Genomic DNA, 17,410 nt, shown 5'->3' on the forward strand with positions numbered 1-17,410 from the left:
CATGAACATGATTTGTGAGTGGTGTGGAGGGAGAGCAACTTTAGGAATAAGTAAGGTTTATTGGGAGCTGCCAGATGGGTCAAGGGCAATTGAAATCACGGAGACACCGGCTGTGATTTGCAAAGGTTGTACGATGGTATATCAGGAAGAAAAAGTAATTAAGGAGATTGAGGATCAATTGTTTTTAATAGATACCAAGATAATTGGAGATACAATCAGTTTTAAGGAGCTTATGGATTTGCCGAGACTATTGAAGAGAAATTATTTTGATTTTTCTTCTTAAATTACTTGGAGGTGGTACCTATAAGTGGGTGCCACCTTTCAGTTTTTAGGTTAAAAAGTTTAGATGACACTCGAAGTGGCATACGAGTTACGAGTTATTTTTGCGCACCCTGAGTGTCAATGAAAAGTCCCGCACCTTACGAAATCTCTAAACTTTTGAATTGTATATTGTAGATTAAAATATTGCAGTAAATATGAATTTCAAGAAATTGTTAAAATGTTTTTTGTTATTTTTCTTTTTGTGATGAGCATCACATTTCCGATAGGAGAACCCGGTTATGCTATCGATGTAATCTCATTAAGGAGGAATTCAGATGATTCGAAGATCTTATTTTAGAGGAGTAAGTTTAGTGATCGCAGCAGGTATCTTTCTTGCCGGGTGTGGCACTGAATCTGCCAAAGATGTTACAGAGGAGACTACCAAGGAAAATCAGCAAGCCGGAGAAAAATCTGAACAAGCATCAAAAAATGCTCAGCAAGACAAGTTTTATTTTACAGCCAATGAAGGCGGAACAATCAGCAAGGTAAATGCTGTCAACAATGAGGTTGTTAAAACGATTCAAGCAGATGGGGTTGTCCATAATATTCAAGTGTCACCTGATGGAAAAACAGTTGCTGCTACAATCGTTCCGAGCATGGGGGCTCATGGAGGTGACGAGCATGATGATGGAGGACATGAAATGAAAATGAACGGTTCTGCACTTTTTTACGATACCGAAACGGATGAGTTACTGAAAGAAGTAGAAGTCGGCAGCCACCCGGCACATGTTGTTTATACAGAGGATGGAAAATACGTCCTTGTCACAAACAATGAGGATAATAATGTTTCCGTTATTGATACTGAAGACTACACTGTGGTCAATACAATAGGAACAGGGAAAGGCCCGCATGGCTTCAGGATATCAAGCGACAGCAAGCATGCTTATATAGCGAACATGGGCGAGGATTCCGTCAGTGTCATTAATCTCGAATCAATGAAAGAAGATCGCAATATACAGGTAGGTGCCGCTCCGGTCACGACAGGAATAAGCGCTGATGGGAAGACATTGGTAACAACGCTCAATGCTGAAAATGCTCTGGCAATTGTTGATCTGGAAAGTGGAAACATAGAGAAGGTAGGAGTCGGTATTGGCCCGGCTCAGGTATATCTTGATGCTAATGATCAATTGGCCTACGTGGCCAATCAGGGAACAGAGAGTAATCCTTCTAATAGCATAACGATTGTTGATTTAAAATCAAAAGCAGCTATATCTACGATTGAAACCGGTAAAGGAGCACATGGTGTGGTGCTGAGTGAGGACAATAATACTGCGTACGTAACCAATATGTTCGAAAATACGGTAAGCATAATAGACCTTGTAACGAAAGAAGTAAAACAAACGATTCAAGTTGGAGAAGTCCCAAATGGAATTACGATCATGAAGTAATGGATGGATGCCGCGCCTCTTATCTTGGAGGGCGGCTTCTTGCATAAATTAATACAATTATTCGTCACATAAACTCGATTGTTTCTACACATTTGATTTATAGAATCATAATGAAAAAAAGGTTCCCCTCAGTAAAGGAGGCTTTGTAAACCATGAACCAAGTAACACTGACTGAAGATGCAAGTATAATAATCAGGGAGATGATTGAAGCATTTGGTGAGGAATTGTCTAATATGAAATTCACAAACGCAGAAAATGATTGGGTGGCATTAATGAATTATAAACAAGAAGTCACGAGATGCAAGGAAGAAAATTACGATAGGTCAATTGGGGAGAAGACGAATGAACAAGTATAAAAAAATCGTGCTGGTGGCAGCAATAGTTGTGTTATTTGGAGGTTCAGTTTATATGATATCAGCCTTTGACAAAAATGCACAGTCTGTAACCCCTTCCATCGCTGAACAGGTGAAGGGGAAAAAAGAGGTGGCTGGATTGAATGAAAAAGATGACAGCCTTACAAGAACTGATAGCCAAGGAGCTGTTGCCGTAAAAGCCACAATTATCCCGGATAAAAGCAATACCAAACAACTGGTGTTTGAGTTAGAGTTGAATACGCACTCGATCGATCTATCAAAATACAATATCACTAAAGCCTCCAAGATCGTTTTTGATGAAAGGGAAGAAAGCCAAGAATTCATATGGAAAGCATCGTCAGAGGATTCTCATCATATGAGCGGAATATTAACTTGGGCTGGACAAGCGACTGTTGACTTCAAAGAGGTGAGCCTTAAATTGGAGCAAATAGATAATGTACCAGTGAGAACGTTTAGCTGGACAAGTGAGGGAATTTACCAGTCCGACAAGGGGGGAGAACGGTGAATAAGAATCGGTTAATGGTATCGGGGGCAGCTATATTACTGCTGCTCTCCGTTATTTACATGATAGGAATAAAGAATAGTGACACAATGGTTGCCTATATTCCTAATGTCGATGAAGGGACTATTTCTGTTATTGATACTAAAAAAGATAAGATCTTGAGAACACTTAAAGTAGACAATGTGCTGTCTGACGGGATCGAGGCTAGTAAAGATGGTAAATGGATTTATGCTGGGAATTATAGTCGGGGAGAGCTATTGGTTATTGATTCTAAAACAGGTGAAATAGTAAAGAGAATTGACACAGGCAAAAACCTTCATGGCATTGATATGACTCCGGATGGAAAGTACTTGTACCTGGCGAGCGGGGACTTTAAGGAAGGAAAAGAATTCAACTATATAACTGTTGTAGCAACGAACAGCCATAAAGTGGTCGCAGAAATCCCTACTACATCCAAAAGCCCGTCGCATATCGATTTTAGCCGCGATGGAAGCCTGGCTTATGTCGCGAATATCCTTTCAAATAACATTACATTGATTAGCACGGAAACATTTAATATCATCGCTACAATCCCAGTCGGGACCATACCTAATGAGGTCGAGCCTTCAGCTGATGATAAGTTTCTTTACGTAGCTAATGTTACAGATGGTACAGTATCTGTTATTGACTTAATAAACAGGAAAGAAATAGAAACAATAAAATCAGGAGAAGGAACACACGGTTTAGCTCTGTCGGCTGATGGTAAGTTTCTGTTTGCATCCAACCGGATATCAAATGACCTCATTAAAGTTGATTTGGATTCTAATGAACTTAAGGGGAAAGTACTGACTGGGAAAACCGCAAATCATGTCTCATTAGTGCCAGGAACAGATAAACTCTATGTGACTAACAAGGATTCTAATGATTTAACGGTGGTAGATGCTGATACAATGAAGATTCTTTCAAAAATAAATCTTGGTAAGACTCCGCATGAAATCAGCTTTGCAATTGCAAAGTAATAGAAAAAACCTAAGGAATTTAGCTAGAGTTGAATCCTTTTATTTATTATGTCAAGGGCCACTACGCAGAAATAAACCAAAATCTCTTTTGACTACAGTCTTTATATCATAACATTCCCTGCCAAGATAAAGGGGATTTAGAATCCCTTCCTCACCGGAACAACAACTGCATTCATCTCAGTTTCTGTTGTAGGGTTATGCTATTAAAGTGCTAGCCTGATAGCCAATGCAATTTGACTTCGACTGCCGGAAAGTGGCTGGAAAACTTCAGTTTTTCGTATAGAAAGTGGCCAATATCAACGACTCCGGTAAGTTTAGAAGAGTTGTGAGGACTAAATCTAGTTAGGTTCCAACTAGAGAGGAAATCGGAAAAACACGTTGGGGAAAGGCTATATATACCGCTTGAAGAAGGGACTGAAAGTAAAAAAGGAAGCCAGGTAGGCTTCCTCTTTGAAATCAGTTTTCTTATTCTACATTTTAATGCTCTAACGGAAGAGGTTATTATTCAGGTTTATTATTAGCATCAGGATCTGGAGTGAAGTTTACTTTAAACCCATCATATTTAACCATATTCACCATTCCTGCAGTGGCATGATGCAAATCGTGACAATGGAATAGCCAGTTACCAGGATTATCTGCTTTAAATGCAACTACATATTCATCACCAGGTTTTAAATTAATCGTATCTTTCATGATTGGAGCACCTTCAACAGGTTTTCCATTTTTGCTAAGAACCTGGAAGAAGTGACCATGCAAGTGCATAGGATGGTCATCCATCAGAGAATTGTTGGTCAGTGTTACTTTAACAAGATCGCCTTCCTCTACATTTATGCTATCAGTTTCTGGGAAAGTTTTGCCGTTAATCGTATATGCCATTTCGTTGTCATCCATCGCTGTGTTTAAATCCATTTTATATTCAATATCATATTTTTGATCCAGTGAAAATTCACCCTTTTCAGAGTCGCCATAATTCATAAAGGAAAATTCAGGTAAATCTTCTGACTTGTTAGATTTGTCAGCTGAATCAGTAGAGTTTTCATATTGAATTTTTGTATTCATTCCACTTGAACCTTCCATATCTCCGTGGCACTCTATGAACCATTCTCCGGGGTTATTTGCTGTAAACTCAATGTCATATCTCTCACCTGGTGCTATAGCAATCACTTGATTGTTTATTTCTTTTGGTTCATTTAGTTCTTGTCCATCAATTGCTGCGACTTTAAAGTCATGGCCATGCAGGTGAATTTTATGAGACATATACCCTACATTGACAAGACGAATTCTGACCTTTTCTCCTTCTTTGACCTTTAATGGTTCAATGCTGTTACCGCTTTTGCCATTTATCGTAAAGATATCGTAAGCACTCATATCATGGCCCATTTCTTCCATTCCATCCATGTTTTCATTCTCATTTGACCCCATATCGCCGTGATCCATGCCATCAGAATCAGTTTCTTTATCACTGTCCTCGTCTGAATCCATATTACCGTGGTCCATTCCTTCCATGCTGGACTTACCTTCTGCAGGGTTGCTCATCCACTCGTCAAGCATAAGGGTATAATCACGATCATAAGACTTATCATTTGGTTCTACAATAAATGAACCGTAAAGCCCTTTATCCATTTGTTCAACAGCATTTTGATGGGTATGGTACATATACGTTCCTGGATCTTCAGGGATAAATTCATATGTGAAGCTTTCACCTGGCTGGACTGCATTTTGTGTCACACCAGGGATGCCATCCATTTCATTTGGCACTGTAATTCCATGCCAGTGTATAGAGATTGGTTCATTCAGTTCATTTTTAAGATTGATTTTTAATTTCTCTCCTTGCTTTACCCGAATTTGGGAGCCGGGTACAGAGCCATTGAAAGTAAGTGCTTTTACGCTAACATCCACATTTAGCTGGTGCTTGGCTTCTTTGGCAATAATATTTATTTCATTGCCAGTAAGTGTTTCAGTAACGTTTGCTGTTTGTAGACCTTCTATATTTTCTTTTACTTCAGAGCTAGGTTCTTCTTCCATGTTTTTATGATCCATTTCACTCATACTGCTACTGGAACAGGCAGCAATAAAAAGGGTGGATAAAATGAGAATTGAAAGTAACTTTAATTTCATAGCTGTATACCTCCAGAAATTTTTTAAGGAAATCATAATACAAATAAATGCAGAAATTATGGATGAAAAATTCATTTCTTTTTTTTGAAAGGGTTATTAGGGCAAGACTTACCATGAAAATTTTGAAAAGGTATTTTTTTAGTAATCAATAATTAGAAATTTCTGCAAAAAGTAATGTTAAGATTGGTCCTAAATAGGAGGTGGCGAATATGAATAGTTTGAATAGGAGAACATTTATAGCTAAAACGCTCAAAGGGACTGCAGGAGTAATGGCCATTTCAATTCTTCCGCTTGGGTTAACAGCATGCAACAATAAGACAAGGGTAGATACAAGTTCAATGGCCAGCCTTGGGCCTATCAGTGAATTGGAAAAGGGTGAATTCCCTAAGAAAGTACCTTATAAAACAACCGTACAAGATGCATGGGTTGAACAGAAGATGGAAGGCTTTGTATACGTCAATAAAAACAAAAATGAGGACTCTTTAATAATTATGTCGCCTGTATGTACACACCTAGGATGTATTGCCGGGAATGCAGAGCAGGGCATGAAAGAAGAAGGAGTAGCGTTTTATTGTCCTTGTCATGGAGGAGAATATGACGAATTTGGTGTGAATATTGGAGGACCCCCTCCCAGGCCACTGGATATTTTTGAAGCGTTTGTCCAGGATGGCATTGTCTATATAGCTATTTTAAGTCCGACCAAACGGAATTAATCTATAATGGAGTGAAGTCTTATTTCATGTTGTTCTAATAGGAAAAAAAAGAGCGAAAACAAGAAGATATCCAGTGTCCTATTATTTTTGATTTGGTCCATGATTGTGGGAGTGGTAGGCTTATTGAGTATATTATTTAGATAAAGCTGATTTAGAGTTGAAAGTAGTTTTGTGTTTAAGAAAAACAAAGTTTTCGGAAAGGAATCTTTATTGGAAGTTAAAAGCCCTGCTTTATACATGGGCTTTTTAATTTTCTTTTGTTTCGTTGCTTGTACCAGAGTGTGTATATGCTTGTCTGAAATTTAAGGTTATAGAAAGAGGGCGTTTTTATCTCATATTTTCTTGCGCATCCTCATTCAATTTAATTCATTATAGAGGACTGTTAATTTAGAAAGGAATAATTTTTATGAACTTATTTATGAGGCACATGGTTGTTGGATTGACAAGCAGTATTCTAGTCTACCTATTCTTAATTAGCCGATCTGAATGGAATTCTATGCATGCTTGGAATAGAGCTTATGCTGATGTATCGCTTATCCTTCTCTTCATAACCATTTTGATCGGTCCATTAAGTAAATTAAATAACCTATTTATTCGCTTTTTATCATGGAGAAGGGAGTTAGGGATTTGGTGTTCCATCATGGCTTTACTACACGTTTATGTACTATTACAGGGATGGTTTTACTGGGAACCGATAAGACTAATCATTGGCGTTAACCAAGAAACTGGCCAGCTTTCGTTTGATCCGGGTTTCACCCTCGCCAACCTAGTTGGTGCTGTGGGATTAGCTTACTTATTTCTGCTTGCTTTAATATCAAATAATTATGCAATAAAAGTATTAGGGAGAAGGAGTTGGGACTACCTTCAAAAGAAAAGTGGGACACTTTATATTCTAGTAGTATTGCACACTGCATTTTTTCTCTTCTTTTTTAGATTAGGTAGTTATAATTGGGTACAAAAGCCTTTTTTAGTAACCGTAACAGTTATTTTCATGCTGCAATGGGCTGTTTTTATTCGAAGCGTCTACCAAAGCAAAAATAGAAGGAAAATAGAATAGAGTTCTATTGGGGATAATTGGGTATAACGTGCTTTGCGATTGATCAAACTTTATTTATAAATCAGAGCGTTATTGCGAGCATCTTGAAAAATATGCATTTTATATGCAGTTTATTTACTTAATGCATGGGTAACCTATCAAATGAAAGGAAAAAAACAGAAAGGGAGATTACATGTATAACCAAACTTATGAACAGTGTATTCAGGCTTGCCTTGAATGTATGGAGGCTTGTAATGTTTGCTATGATGCGTGTTTCCATGAAGAAGACTTAAAAATGATGGCAGAATGTATAAGAATGGATCGGGAATGCGCAGACATTTGTGCTTTCGCTGCCAAATCTATGCAATCAAACAGTCCCTTTGTAAAACAGATCTGCCAGTTATGTGCTGATATTTGCGAGGCTTGTGGAAACGAATGCAAGAAGCATTCACATGAACACTGTCAAAAATGTGCTGAGGCTTGCTTTAAATGTGCAGAAGCATGCCGGCAAATGGTATAGTAACCCAAAAAACAGACACTTGGTGTCTGTTTTTTTGTCTTCAAGATGTCTGAATTCCGACATGCCGGCAAAGCCCTTACCCTAAAAGTCTACATGGAAATCTAGTCTATTATTCTATTTCCGGTCATATAAATCGTGTAAGTTGATAGTTATAGAACGGAGTGAGCGAATGAACAAAAGACATCAAAATACTATATTTTTAATAAGAGTTCACAAGATTTATTTCGCGCTTTTTTTCTTAATTATTAGTATTATATTTTTCATTAATTTTCTTGATTTTAAAGAAAAAATAAATTCTTCCTTTATTACAGCTACTAGCGAAAAGGTACATACTAATATCATCCTAAGACTAATGGCAACTGAAATAGGCTCGCTTAGATCACTTATTAATGAACAAGAAACACCCTCTATCTCCCGAATAGTATTTCTCACTTTTACAAATATTTGGCCAGAAGTCACTAGAACATTTCTTGGTCGAGAAATTCCGGGTTTTTCCAACTTTAATACCGAAATTGCTATCGCAGGAATTGGGACAGATCTTACCACAATGCCAATGGAATCTGCTCCCCCGTTAGAAGTGCTTTTGAAAGAGAAAGAAATGGCAGAACAGGAGCTAGGCGAAAAAAATGTTTCAAAAGAAAAAAGGATTTCGCCTATCCTTAAAACCGGAAAGGATGTGGCATATATTTACATTCCCACAGCTGGGAAGCTTTTTTGCCCTCGTTGCCTGGGAAGAAGACCGCAAATGAAGCTGTAAGTTTAAATGAAAGTAAAAACATAATAGCAGTGGGGAAAAGCTAAGAGACGAATTAATGAAAAAAGGCATTGGAGCAAGCCACAGCACGTCCAATGTTACAGAGGAATTAAAAAAGAAAAATTGGAATTACAATGATTCATATACGCTTTCAAGAGAGACAGTAAAAGAGGTAATGGCACAAGAATCATCTATTGGTTATCTTATTGATATTCACAGGGATTCCCAACCTAAAAAGCTTACAACTACAATGATCAACGGAAAGCCATTTGCAAGATTATTTTATAGTGGGAAGGGAAAATAAAAACTATGAAAGTAATCTTGCCTTAGCCAAAGAATTGAATAAAATGCTAGAAAAGCAATTCCCAGGAATCAGCAGAGGTGTTTTTGTAAAGACAAAAGATGATGGGAATGGAGTATATAATCAAGACCTTTCCAGCCAATCGATGCTGCTTGAGTTTGGAGGAATAGAGAATAATAGCATTGAATTGGATCATTCTATTAAAGCATTTGCAGAAGTTTTCAGTGAATATTATTGGGAAGCTGAGGAAGTAAACGGGAATTGATTGTTTTAGTTTTGGCGATTTTTATAATAGATTCTTTATTTCTATCAACGCATGAAATTCTTATTTTTATAACAGAATACAAGTTCGAAACCCACTTCTTCTTCGAAGTATGCCTATCTCCCTCTTGTTAAATCACTAATTATTGTCAAACCATATATCAATATGGTGCTTCATAAAAAATGCACAGCTTTATGGGATAGTAGTGACAAAAGTAAAGGGATAATAGATTTCAGGAGGGAAACGATGTCTAAAAAGAAAAAACAAAACAAAGAGCAAAAGTTTGGCTTAGGCTGGCTCTTTCTAGTAGTAATAGGGTTATTCGTAATTTTAATTCTTCTTCCTAATAACGGAGGAAATAAAATGACATTTTCTGACTTGCATGGTCTTAGCTATTCAGGAGATGGAGAAAAGTTAATTGCAGCAGTCCATGATGGTTTGAAGGTATACTCTAATGGATCATGGTCAATACCTGAAGGACCAAAAAATGATTATATGGGGTATTCTCCTGTTAAAAATGGGTTTTACAGCAGTGGACACCCAGCACCAAGTTCTAACCTTAAAAATCCATTAGGAATTGTAAAAAGCAAAGATAATGGACAGACGGTGGATGTAGTTGATTTGCATGGGGAGTCAGATTTCCATGCATTGTCTGTAGGGTACGAAACAGAAGAAATCTATGTTTTTGCATCTGAACCTAATTCCAAAATGAAAGAACAAGGATTTTACTACTCAAATAACCAGGGAGAAACCTGGAATTTAATGAATATGCAGGGGATATCCGGCTCTCCTTTAGTAATGTCGGCACACCCTTCCAGAAATGGAACATTCGCTATTGGTACAGATCAGGGTCTCTATTTATCTGAGAACTATGGAGATTCGTTTGAACAGATAGTAACTGATTTAAGTGTGAGTGCTGCTGTATTTTCAGATGATGATACAATAATTGCAGGAACAAATAATGGAGACAAGCGAATCTTAAAAATTAATATTAATGATAGTAGTTTCAGTAATTTAAATATGCCCCAAAACTTTGAAGGAAATATCTCGTATATTGCCGTAAACCGTGAAAACAAAAATGAACTCTCATTTGCAACCGATCTACTAAATGTATATACAAGTAGTAATGGTGGCAAAAAATGGGAAGAAATTGTTGAAGAAGGTACCAGTAGGAAGTCAGGAAAAAAGTAATCATAAATAGAAATGTTACCTGATAGATATAGGAAATTAAATATAATTGCATGAAGTTGACTGTCAAAAGAGTGAAGCACAGCCTAAAAGCCATCCCTGTATAAATAATCGAGGGATGGCTTTTCCTAAATTTTCCGTAATAGTGCCAATCCTTCATTTTGTTTATGTCCCGGAATAGAACAATAAACCCGGTTTTGCAGGTCTGTAGAAGAAAACCTTAATGACACTCAAATGATAGACCCGTTTTTATGTACAAAATGATACATAGGTAGTAGACGGCAATACCAATTAAGCAAACTGAAATCAAGTACAATGCTTATCTTGTTTCGCGTTCACATTAATTACATATTTTTCAAAAAAAATTAATTATTCTTTACATAGGGTACAGGGGTATAGTATATTGGTTATAGAAGGGGGGAAGCTAAATGCAACCTGAAATAAAAACGAATACTTTAATTGCTGATGAAGTAAATTGTTACGAGCTCGTAAGGAAAAGTCATCACTCGGATAAAGTGAAAAACTCACTTTTGATTCGACTAAACCGGATAGAAGGTCAAATACGTGGCATAAAAGGTTTAATCGAAAGAGACACTTATTGTGATGATGTCATTACACAAATATCAGCAACCCAATCTGCTTTGAACAGCGTGGCAAAAGTTCTTTTAGAAGGACATTTAAAGGGATGCGTAGTGGACCGCCTGGAGCAAGGAGATTTCGATGTATTAGATGAAGTACTCGTTACTATTCATAAGTTAATAAAAAAGTAAAGGAGCTGTTAGAAATGGAAAAGGTAACATTAAATGTACTTGGTATGTCGTGTGGACATTGTGTTAAAGCGATTGAGGGTAGTGTAGGAGAATTACCTGGAGTTTCAAATGTTAAAGTTTATCTTGAAAGCGGAAAAGTCGATGTGGAATACAGTCCAACGGAAGTTTCCCTGGATAAGATTAAGGAAACTATTGATGATCAAGGTTATGATGTGAATTAATTATGAAGAAGGGTGTGCTTAATGCGACACCCTTTCTTTTAATAACATGTATACCCTGTATGGGTATATAACCAATCTTGATAATATAGTATTTATCCTCATTTCCAGCTAAAAAGGAGGAAGAAAAATGGGTGAGAAATCAATAGCAAAGACTCAAACTGATCTTTCAGAAGAAAACGTTACATTGAGTATCACTGGAATGACATGTGCTGCGTGTGCGACACGCATCGAGAAAAACATTGCCAAAGTTCCAGGGGTACAAAAGGCTAATGTGAACCTCGCTACTGAGAAAGCTTCTGTTATATATGATCCTGCTGTTGCTTCTGTTAATGATGTCATTGCGAAAATAAAAAAGACGGGCTATGGAGTTCAGGAGGAAAAAGTCCAACTCGATATCATTGGAATGACATGTGCATCATGTTCAACTCGTGTTGAAAAAGGCTTGAAAAAGGTTGAAGGAGTTACTAGCGCAGCTGTCAATTTAGCAACTGAAAAAGCAATTATCGAATATATTCCTGGCAACACAAATATCGAGCAAATAATGGCGGCTGTAAAAAAAGTCGGCTACGATGCCAGGGTAGTAGGCGATAGTAATGATGATTATGAGCGTAGCGCAAGGGAAAAGGAATACAAAACGCAGGTCAGAAAATTCACTGTAGGGGCAATCCTATCTGTGTTTTTCTTAATTCAAATGATATCGGATTTTGCGATGGAATATGGAAATGGGATGTTTTTTCATATGAGTCCATGGGTTCAATTCCTTCTTGCTACTCCAGTTCAATTCTATGTAGGAGGCCATTATTACCGTGATGCCTTCAATGCGGTTCGTGGGGGCAGTGCAAACATGGCAGTTTTAGTTGTACTGGGAACTTCAGCCGCATATTTTTACAGTTTAATTGTCACGATATTAGGAACAGGGCAATTTTTGTATTATGAAGCAGCTGCCATTGTTATGACCTTAATTGTTTTGGGGAAATTGCTTGAAACAAGGGCAAAAGGGCAAACATCTGAAGCAATTAAAACGCTCATGGGACTTCAAGCAAAAACAGCAAAGGTCCTACGAAATGGAGAAGAACTTGATATTCCACTAGAAGAGGTTCAAACAGGTGACTTGATTTTTGTTCGAGCAGGAGAAAAGGTTCCAGTAGATGGAGAAATAATCGAGGGAAATACTACAGTAGATGAATCCATGCTTACCGGTGAAAGTATGCCTGTTACAAAAGGAAAAGGCGACACAGTTATTGGAGCAACTGTAAATAAACACGGGGCGTTTACCTTTAAAGCGACCAAAGTTGGAAAGGATACTGCGTTAGCTCAAATTATCAAACTTGTCGAAGAAGCTCAGGGCTCAAAAGCCCCTATTCAGAAACTTGCCGATAAAATATCTGGAATCTTTGTCCCGATTGTCATACTAATTGCATTAGGTACTTTTGCTATAACTTATTTCCTGGCAGGATTTACGCCTGCCCTTGTCAGCACTATTGCTGTGCTGGTTATTGCATGTCCTTGTGCATTAGGCTTGGCTACACCAACTGCAGTAATGGTTGGTACTGGAAAAGGTGCTGAAAATGGCCTCCTTATTAAAGGAGCTGAACATCTTCAAACAGCACAGCGGGTAACTACCGTTGTACTGGATAAGACCGGTACTATAACTAAAGGAGAACCAGATGTAACAGATATCATCACATTTGGGGAATACAGTGAAAATGAATTATTGCAATTAGCTGCTTCTGCCGAAAAAGGATCAGAGCATCCACTTGGAGAAGCAATTATTAATGCAGCAAAAGAAAAGGAGCTTCCACTTCAGGATGCCCAAAACTTTAATGCCATCCCAGGGCATGGAATTCAAGTGGACATCAATGATCAAAAGGTATTTATAGGGAATAAAAAGTTAATGTACAAAAATAGTATTGGTATTGATATTGCATTAAATCGAATGGAAAAACTTGAAGGAGAAGGCAAAACTGCTATGTTAATAGCAGTTAATGACAACCTTGCCGGTATAATCGCAGTTGCTGATACAGTAAAGGAAACATCAGCGAAAGCAATTAAACACCTTAAAAATATGGGCATAGAAGTTATTATGATAACTGGCGATAATAAATTGACAGCCGAGGCTATTGCCAAGCAGGTGGGGGTTGATCGGGTACTTGCCGAAGTACTCCCGGAAGACAAATCAGCCGAGGTAGAAAAGTTAAAGCAGGAAGGAAAAATTGTAGCCATGGTCGGGGATGGTATCAATGATGCACCAGCACTAGCTGCTGCGCATGTTGGTATAGCCATTGGAACAGGTACAGATGTTGCAATGGAAGCTGCGGATATCACCTTAATGCGAGGTGATTTGATGGGAATAGTTGATACAATTAGCCTATCCAAATCTACAATGAGAAAAATCAAACAAAATCTTTTCTGGGCATTTGCGTATAATGTTATATTGATACCGGTAGCAGCAATCGGCCTTTTAAACCCAATTCTCGCTGGAGGAGCTATGGCTTTCAGTTCTGTTTCAGTAGTTGGCAATACACTGTTTTTACGAAAATGGAAACCTATTCGCTAGAAAAGGTCTAGAAAAAAGTACAAGAAATGGGAGTGACTTACTGAGTCATTCTCGTTTCTTCCCTTACCTATGAAAAAACCATACAGATTAGTAATTTTTAAATGATTGCCTTCTATGCAGTTATTAAGTAATAATTTTGACTTTCAGATAAATGTTCGCAGATGGGGAATAAAAGATTAAGGGAATTGATGTGTCGAATTACTAATTCAGGGTAAGATAATCTAAAATGCCAAAGGAGGAGTTTCTTGAATGTTAAGAATTAATACAAAAGGATTAATGCTATTTGTATTGCTGACCTCTCTTTTATTACTACTAGGGGCATGTGCAAATGCAAATGAAGAAAAAAATGAAAGTACGGGGAATAACAATACAGAAGAGAACCAAGATAATATGGATGAAGATATGGAAGATATGGATCATGGCAATATGGATATGTCCGGTTCGGGTGAAGTTCCTGAAGGTTTAAAAGAGGCGGCTTCACCAGCTTATAAAGTTGGGAGCAAAGCAATTATTGAATCCGATCATATGCCAGGTATGAAAGGTTCGGAAGCAACTATTGTAGGGGCATTTGACACAACAGTTTATACTGTTTCATATACTCCGACTACCGGGGGAGAAAGAGTGGAAGATCATAAATGGGTGATTCATGAAGAGTTAGAGGGAGTCAGAGAAGAAGCACTTAAACCTGGAGCAGAAGTTACTATAAATGCTGAACATATGGAGGGAATGGACGGGGTAACTGCTGAAATTGATTCTGCTGAACAAACAACAGTGTACATGGTTGATTTCACACTGACTACGAATGGTGAAGAAGTGAAAAATCATAAATGGGTAACAGAAGATGAACTATCACCGGTTGAATAAAACAACTTAAAAGTAACAGGGTGTCAGGTAAGTCATATTTTAGACTTTCTGAACACCCTTTTTTATGTGATTATTTTTCGAGTTACCCTTTGTAAATAAAAGGCCATTATATAAGATAATTAAGATGTTCTTTCTTCTATTTTAGTTCTTCTAAATACTGCCTCAATTCTTGCTACAATTCTGCCTCACTAGATCGTTTTAAAGGAAACAGAGAGTGGAAAAAAGAATAATTGGTTATCAGTTGCTAAATTATTAAAATGCTTTAGCCATTGAACTTTAGTCTTGAAGAAACAATACTTTATGACTTGTCTAAGTTGATTCTTGAATCAACTTGAATTAGGAAAGACGTCCGATAATCTAGGATTATCAGATTTCTCCACATTTTCTTGATTTTTTTAATCTATTATTAAATGAGTAATACAAATAAAATGAAGTAGTTATTGAGTTAGGGTGAGAATTTTATATGCCTTCTAGGTTGAAGAATATATCTTTTAAATTGGGCCTTTTGTTCAGTGGGATATTTGTCTGCTTCCTTCTACTGCTTGGTTTGGTCCTCTATAGTGTTTTCACAAATGTCTTGATTGATTATATTAAGCAGGATGTCCTCACGCGTGGAAACAACCACGCCCGTATTTTAGAAGAAAACTTCGACCGGGCAACGATTGGCCATGTGGTTGAAATGGAACAAGGAGTCACAACTGAGGTGCTTATTGTAGATTCCGAAAACAATATCATCGCTGCTTCAAAAGACCCCGACAATGACATGAAGAAGCATCTTGGAGAAAACAGGAAAAAAAGCAGTTATATTCTAGAAGATGATTGGAGGGACCATCGCTATATCATCTCAGTCTCTGTTATTGGCGATCAAGAAGGGTATGTTTACATGTACTATCCTTCAAACATCCTCCGAGAAATCGTCTTTGTCATGAATGCCCTTATCACAATAGCCAGTGTTGGGATTATCCTCCTGGCTTTCGGGCTTATCGGTATTTTGTCAAAAAAACTGACCAGTCCATTGCTTGCAATGAAGGAAGCCACTTCTAAAATGTCATTGGGAAAGTATATGCAAACGATTCCGGTCAAAGGCGAGGATGAAGTAGCCCAACTTGGCATATCTATCCAGAAGTTGGGTGAACAACTTCAATACTTTGAAGATAGCAGGAATGAATTCCTGGCTGCAGTATCCCATGAACTTCGGACTCCCTTGACATACATCAAAGGGTACAGCGATGTGTTGAAAAAAGGAATGGCAAATAGCGACGAAGAAAAAGAGGAGTACTTATCAATCATAAATAAAGAGGCACAGCGGCTATCCATCATGATTAATGACCTGTTTGAAATGAGCAAGCTTCAGGTAGGGAAATTCGAACTGGATAAAAGGCCGGTCAACCTAAATGAGCTAATTAATAAAACAGCTACGAACCTCAGACCTGAAGTGGTAAAAAAAGGACTGAAGATCACTCTTGAACTTGAGGACGGACTGCCAAAAACAAAAGTAGATAAAGAGAGAATGGAGCAGGTTTTCTACAACCTGCTTGAAAACGCGGTAAAATACAGCACTGAAGGCGAAATTACCATTCGATCCTCGACCAAAAAGGACCTTGTTGTTGTAGAAATCTGTGATACTGGGGAAGGAATACCTAAGCCTGAACTTTCCCGAATTTGGGATAGATTTTACCGGGTGGAACGTTCAAGGGGAAGGAAAACTGGAGGAACAGGTCTTGGACTCTATGTGGTGAAGCAAATTATCGAAGCCCATGGTGGACAGATTCAGGTTAACAGTAAGCTGAATGAAGGTACTGTTTTTACCATCTACTTAAAAACTTCCAAGGAGAGAGTGGAATGAACAAAATATTGATTGTTGACGACGAGGCACAAATGAGAAAGCTGGTTAAACTTTATCTGCTTCAAGAAGGCTATCATGTGGAGGAAGCAGAGGACGGACAGGAGGCAATTGACATGCTTCGAAAGGATGACTACGACCTGATGATTCTGGATGTAATGATGCCTATGATGGACGGGTGGGAGACAATACAGCATGTGCGTAAAATGTCTGACTTGCCGATTATCATGCTTACTGCTAAGGGTGCTGTCCAGGACAAAGTTACTGGCTTATCAACAGGGGCGGATGATTACCTTGTCAAACCTTTTGATGAAGCAGAGCTGCTAGTAAGGGTCAAAGCACTCCTTAGGAGGACCGGCCATTCCAATTCTGGAGAGAACATCTTGAAGTATCAAGGGATGGTAATTGACCTCATCGCGAGGGAAGCAATGTATGAAGGGTTGAGTATCATCCTGACACAGACTGAATTCGACATTCTCGCAGCACTAATCGAGCACAGGGGAAAAGTCTTATCACGAGAACAACTTGTGGATATGATTTGGGGGATTGAATTCATGGGTGAGGACCGGACTGTGGATTCGCATATCAAAAACCTTCGTGAAAAGTTGCAGAAAGCTGGAGTGGATAAGTCTATTGTTAAGACAGTTTGGGGTATTGGATATAAAATGGAATAGTGGTGA

General features: G+C 38.0%; 17 protein-coding genes and 1 pseudogene. 17 read left to right on the top strand and 1 reads right to left on the bottom strand.

Annotated features, from left to right (window positions below):
* The first annotated feature begins 1 nt into the window (after position 1).
* From AC3EBE_RS17580 to AC3EBE_RS17600, 5 genes are all read left to right on the top strand, one after another.
* Positions 2–283, top strand: coding sequence for a YokU family protein (locus tag AC3EBE_RS17580; RefSeq protein WP_488596342.1), 282 nt, complete (start codon positions 2–4; stop codon positions 281–283).
* A gap of 313 nt (positions 284–596) precedes the next feature.
* A complete protein-coding gene (locus AC3EBE_RS17585; RefSeq protein ID WP_488596343.1) occupies positions 597–1,709 on the top strand; it encodes a YncE family protein in 1,113 nt (370 codons plus the stop codon).
* Positions 1,710–1,861: 152 nt separating this feature from the next.
* Entirely contained in the window at positions 1,862–2,065 is a 204-nt protein-coding gene (locus AC3EBE_RS17590; protein WP_488596344.1) for a hypothetical protein, read from the top strand.
* The gene (locus tag AC3EBE_RS17595; protein WP_488596345.1) at positions 2,052–2,588 is read left to right on the top strand and encodes a hypothetical protein; all 537 of its coding nucleotides are present in this window, start codon (positions 2,052–2,054) and stop codon (positions 2,586–2,588) included. Before AC3EBE_RS17590 ends, AC3EBE_RS17595 begins: the two co-directional genes overlap by 14 nt.
* The gene (locus AC3EBE_RS17600; protein ID WP_488596346.1) at positions 2,585–3,583 is read left to right on the top strand and encodes a YVTN family beta-propeller repeat protein; all 999 of its coding nucleotides are present in this window, start codon (positions 2,585–2,587) and stop codon (positions 3,581–3,583) included. The genes AC3EBE_RS17595 and AC3EBE_RS17600 overlap by 4 nt, the downstream gene beginning before the upstream one ends.
* A gap of 501 nt (positions 3,584–4,084) precedes the next feature.
* Here AC3EBE_RS17600 and AC3EBE_RS17605 read toward each other — a convergent pair.
* The gene (locus AC3EBE_RS17605) at positions 4,085–5,701 is read right to left on the bottom strand and encodes a multicopper oxidase family protein (RefSeq protein WP_488596347.1); all 1,617 of its coding nucleotides are present in this window, start codon (positions 5,699–5,701) and stop codon (positions 4,085–4,087) included.
* Between the two features lie 209 nt (positions 5,702–5,910).
* Here AC3EBE_RS17605 and AC3EBE_RS17610 point away from each other — a divergent pair, with 209 nt between their 5' ends.
* The 12 genes and pseudogenes from AC3EBE_RS17610 (at position 5,911) to AC3EBE_RS17665 (ending at position 17,404) form a co-directional block, all read left to right on the top strand.
* The gene (locus AC3EBE_RS17610; RefSeq protein WP_488596348.1) at positions 5,911–6,414 is read left to right on the top strand and encodes a QcrA and Rieske domain-containing protein; all 504 of its coding nucleotides are present in this window, start codon (positions 5,911–5,913) and stop codon (positions 6,412–6,414) included.
* Positions 6,415–6,820: 406 nt separating this feature from the next.
* Entirely contained in the window at positions 6,821–7,471 is a 651-nt protein-coding gene (locus tag AC3EBE_RS17615; protein WP_488596349.1) for a ferric reductase-like transmembrane domain-containing protein, read from the top strand.
* 172 nt (positions 7,472–7,643) lie between these two features.
* Complete coding sequence (locus tag AC3EBE_RS17620) at positions 7,644–7,970, top strand: four-helix bundle copper-binding protein (RefSeq protein ID WP_214738044.1); 327 nt, start codon at positions 7,644–7,646, stop codon at positions 7,968–7,970.
* Positions 7,971–8,139: 169 nt separating this feature from the next.
* On the top strand, positions 8,140–8,727 hold the full coding sequence (locus tag AC3EBE_RS17625; protein ID WP_488596350.1) for a hypothetical protein: 588 nt from the start codon (positions 8,140–8,142) through the stop codon (positions 8,725–8,727).
* Positions 8,728–8,782: 55 nt separating this feature from the next.
* Positions 8,783–9,290, top strand: a pseudogene (spoIIP, locus tag AC3EBE_RS17630) (stage II sporulation protein P).
* Positions 9,291–9,533: 243 nt separating this feature from the next.
* The gene (locus AC3EBE_RS17635; RefSeq protein WP_488596351.1) at positions 9,534–10,478 is read left to right on the top strand and encodes a F510_1955 family glycosylhydrolase; all 945 of its coding nucleotides are present in this window, start codon (positions 9,534–9,536) and stop codon (positions 10,476–10,478) included.
* A 425-nt stretch (positions 10,479–10,903) separates the two neighbouring features.
* Positions 10,904–11,245, top strand: a complete 342-nt coding sequence (locus tag AC3EBE_RS17640; protein ID WP_488596352.1) for a metal-sensitive transcriptional regulator — start codon at positions 10,904–10,906, stop codon at positions 11,243–11,245.
* A gap of 14 nt (positions 11,246–11,259) precedes the next feature.
* The gene (gene copZ, locus AC3EBE_RS17645; RefSeq protein ID WP_192472096.1) at positions 11,260–11,466 is read left to right on the top strand and encodes a copper chaperone CopZ; all 207 of its coding nucleotides are present in this window, start codon (positions 11,260–11,262) and stop codon (positions 11,464–11,466) included.
* A gap of 127 nt (positions 11,467–11,593) precedes the next feature.
* Positions 11,594–14,023 carry a heavy metal translocating P-type ATPase gene (locus AC3EBE_RS17650; protein ID WP_488596353.1) on the top strand — a complete coding sequence of 810 codons (2,430 nt, stop codon included), beginning with the start codon at positions 11,594–11,596 and terminating at the stop codon, positions 14,021–14,023.
* Positions 14,024–14,272: 249 nt separating this feature from the next.
* A complete protein-coding gene (locus AC3EBE_RS17655; protein ID WP_214904554.1) occupies positions 14,273–14,887 on the top strand; it encodes a YdhK family protein in 615 nt (204 codons plus the stop codon).
* Positions 14,888–15,350: 463 nt separating this feature from the next.
* Positions 15,351–16,733, top strand: a complete 1,383-nt coding sequence (locus AC3EBE_RS17660; RefSeq protein ID WP_311070421.1) for a sensor histidine kinase — start codon at positions 15,351–15,353, stop codon at positions 16,731–16,733.
* Complete coding sequence (locus AC3EBE_RS17665) at positions 16,730–17,404, top strand: response regulator transcription factor (protein ID WP_311070422.1); 675 nt, start codon at positions 16,730–16,732, stop codon at positions 17,402–17,404. Before AC3EBE_RS17660 ends, AC3EBE_RS17665 begins: the two co-directional genes overlap by 4 nt.
* Positions 17,405–17,410: the final 6 nt, after the last annotated feature.

This window comes from Mesobacillus sp., assembly GCF_057785455.1.

Excerpts from the sequence above, each read along its gene's own strand:
- AC3EBE_RS17625 (WP_488596350.1), top strand. The coding sequence starts at position 8,140 with ATGAACAAAAGACATCAAAATACTATATTTTTAATAAGAGTTCACAAG.
- AC3EBE_RS17650 (WP_488596353.1), top strand. The coding sequence starts at position 11,594 with ATGGGTGAGAAATCAATAGCAAAGACTCAAACTGATCTTTCAGAAGAA.
- copZ (WP_192472096.1), top strand. The coding sequence starts at position 11,260 with ATGGAAAAGGTAACATTAAATGTACTTGGTATGTCGTGTGGACATTGT.
- AC3EBE_RS17620 (WP_214738044.1), top strand. The coding sequence starts at position 7,644 with ATGTATAACCAAACTTATGAACAGTGTATTCAGGCTTGCCTTGAATGT.
- AC3EBE_RS17655 (WP_214904554.1), top strand. The coding sequence starts at position 14,273 with ATGTTAAGAATTAATACAAAAGGATTAATGCTATTTGTATTGCTGACC.
- AC3EBE_RS17635 (WP_488596351.1), top strand. The coding sequence starts at position 9,534 with ATGTCTAAAAAGAAAAAACAAAACAAAGAGCAAAAGTTTGGCTTAGGC.
- AC3EBE_RS17580 (WP_488596342.1), top strand. The coding sequence starts at position 2 with ATGAACATGATTTGTGAGTGGTGTGGAGGGAGAGCAACTTTAGGAATA.
- AC3EBE_RS17640 (WP_488596352.1), top strand. The coding sequence starts at position 10,904 with ATGCAACCTGAAATAAAAACGAATACTTTAATTGCTGATGAAGTAAAT.
- AC3EBE_RS17595 (WP_488596345.1), top strand. The coding sequence starts at position 2,052 with ATGAACAAGTATAAAAAAATCGTGCTGGTGGCAGCAATAGTTGTGTTA.
- AC3EBE_RS17585 (WP_488596343.1), top strand. The coding sequence starts at position 597 with ATGATTCGAAGATCTTATTTTAGAGGAGTAAGTTTAGTGATCGCAGCA.
- AC3EBE_RS17665 (WP_311070422.1), top strand. The coding sequence starts at position 16,730 with ATGAACAAAATATTGATTGTTGACGACGAGGCACAAATGAGAAAGCTG.
- AC3EBE_RS17610 (WP_488596348.1), top strand. The coding sequence starts at position 5,911 with ATGAATAGTTTGAATAGGAGAACATTTATAGCTAAAACGCTCAAAGGG.
- AC3EBE_RS17605 (WP_488596347.1), bottom strand. The coding sequence starts at position 5,701 with ATGAAATTAAAGTTACTTTCAATTCTCATTTTATCCACCCTTTTTATT.
- AC3EBE_RS17590 (WP_488596344.1), top strand. The coding sequence starts at position 1,862 with ATGAACCAAGTAACACTGACTGAAGATGCAAGTATAATAATCAGGGAG.
- AC3EBE_RS17615 (WP_488596349.1), top strand. The coding sequence starts at position 6,821 with ATGAACTTATTTATGAGGCACATGGTTGTTGGATTGACAAGCAGTATT.
- AC3EBE_RS17660 (WP_311070421.1), top strand. The coding sequence starts at position 15,351 with ATGCCTTCTAGGTTGAAGAATATATCTTTTAAATTGGGCCTTTTGTTC.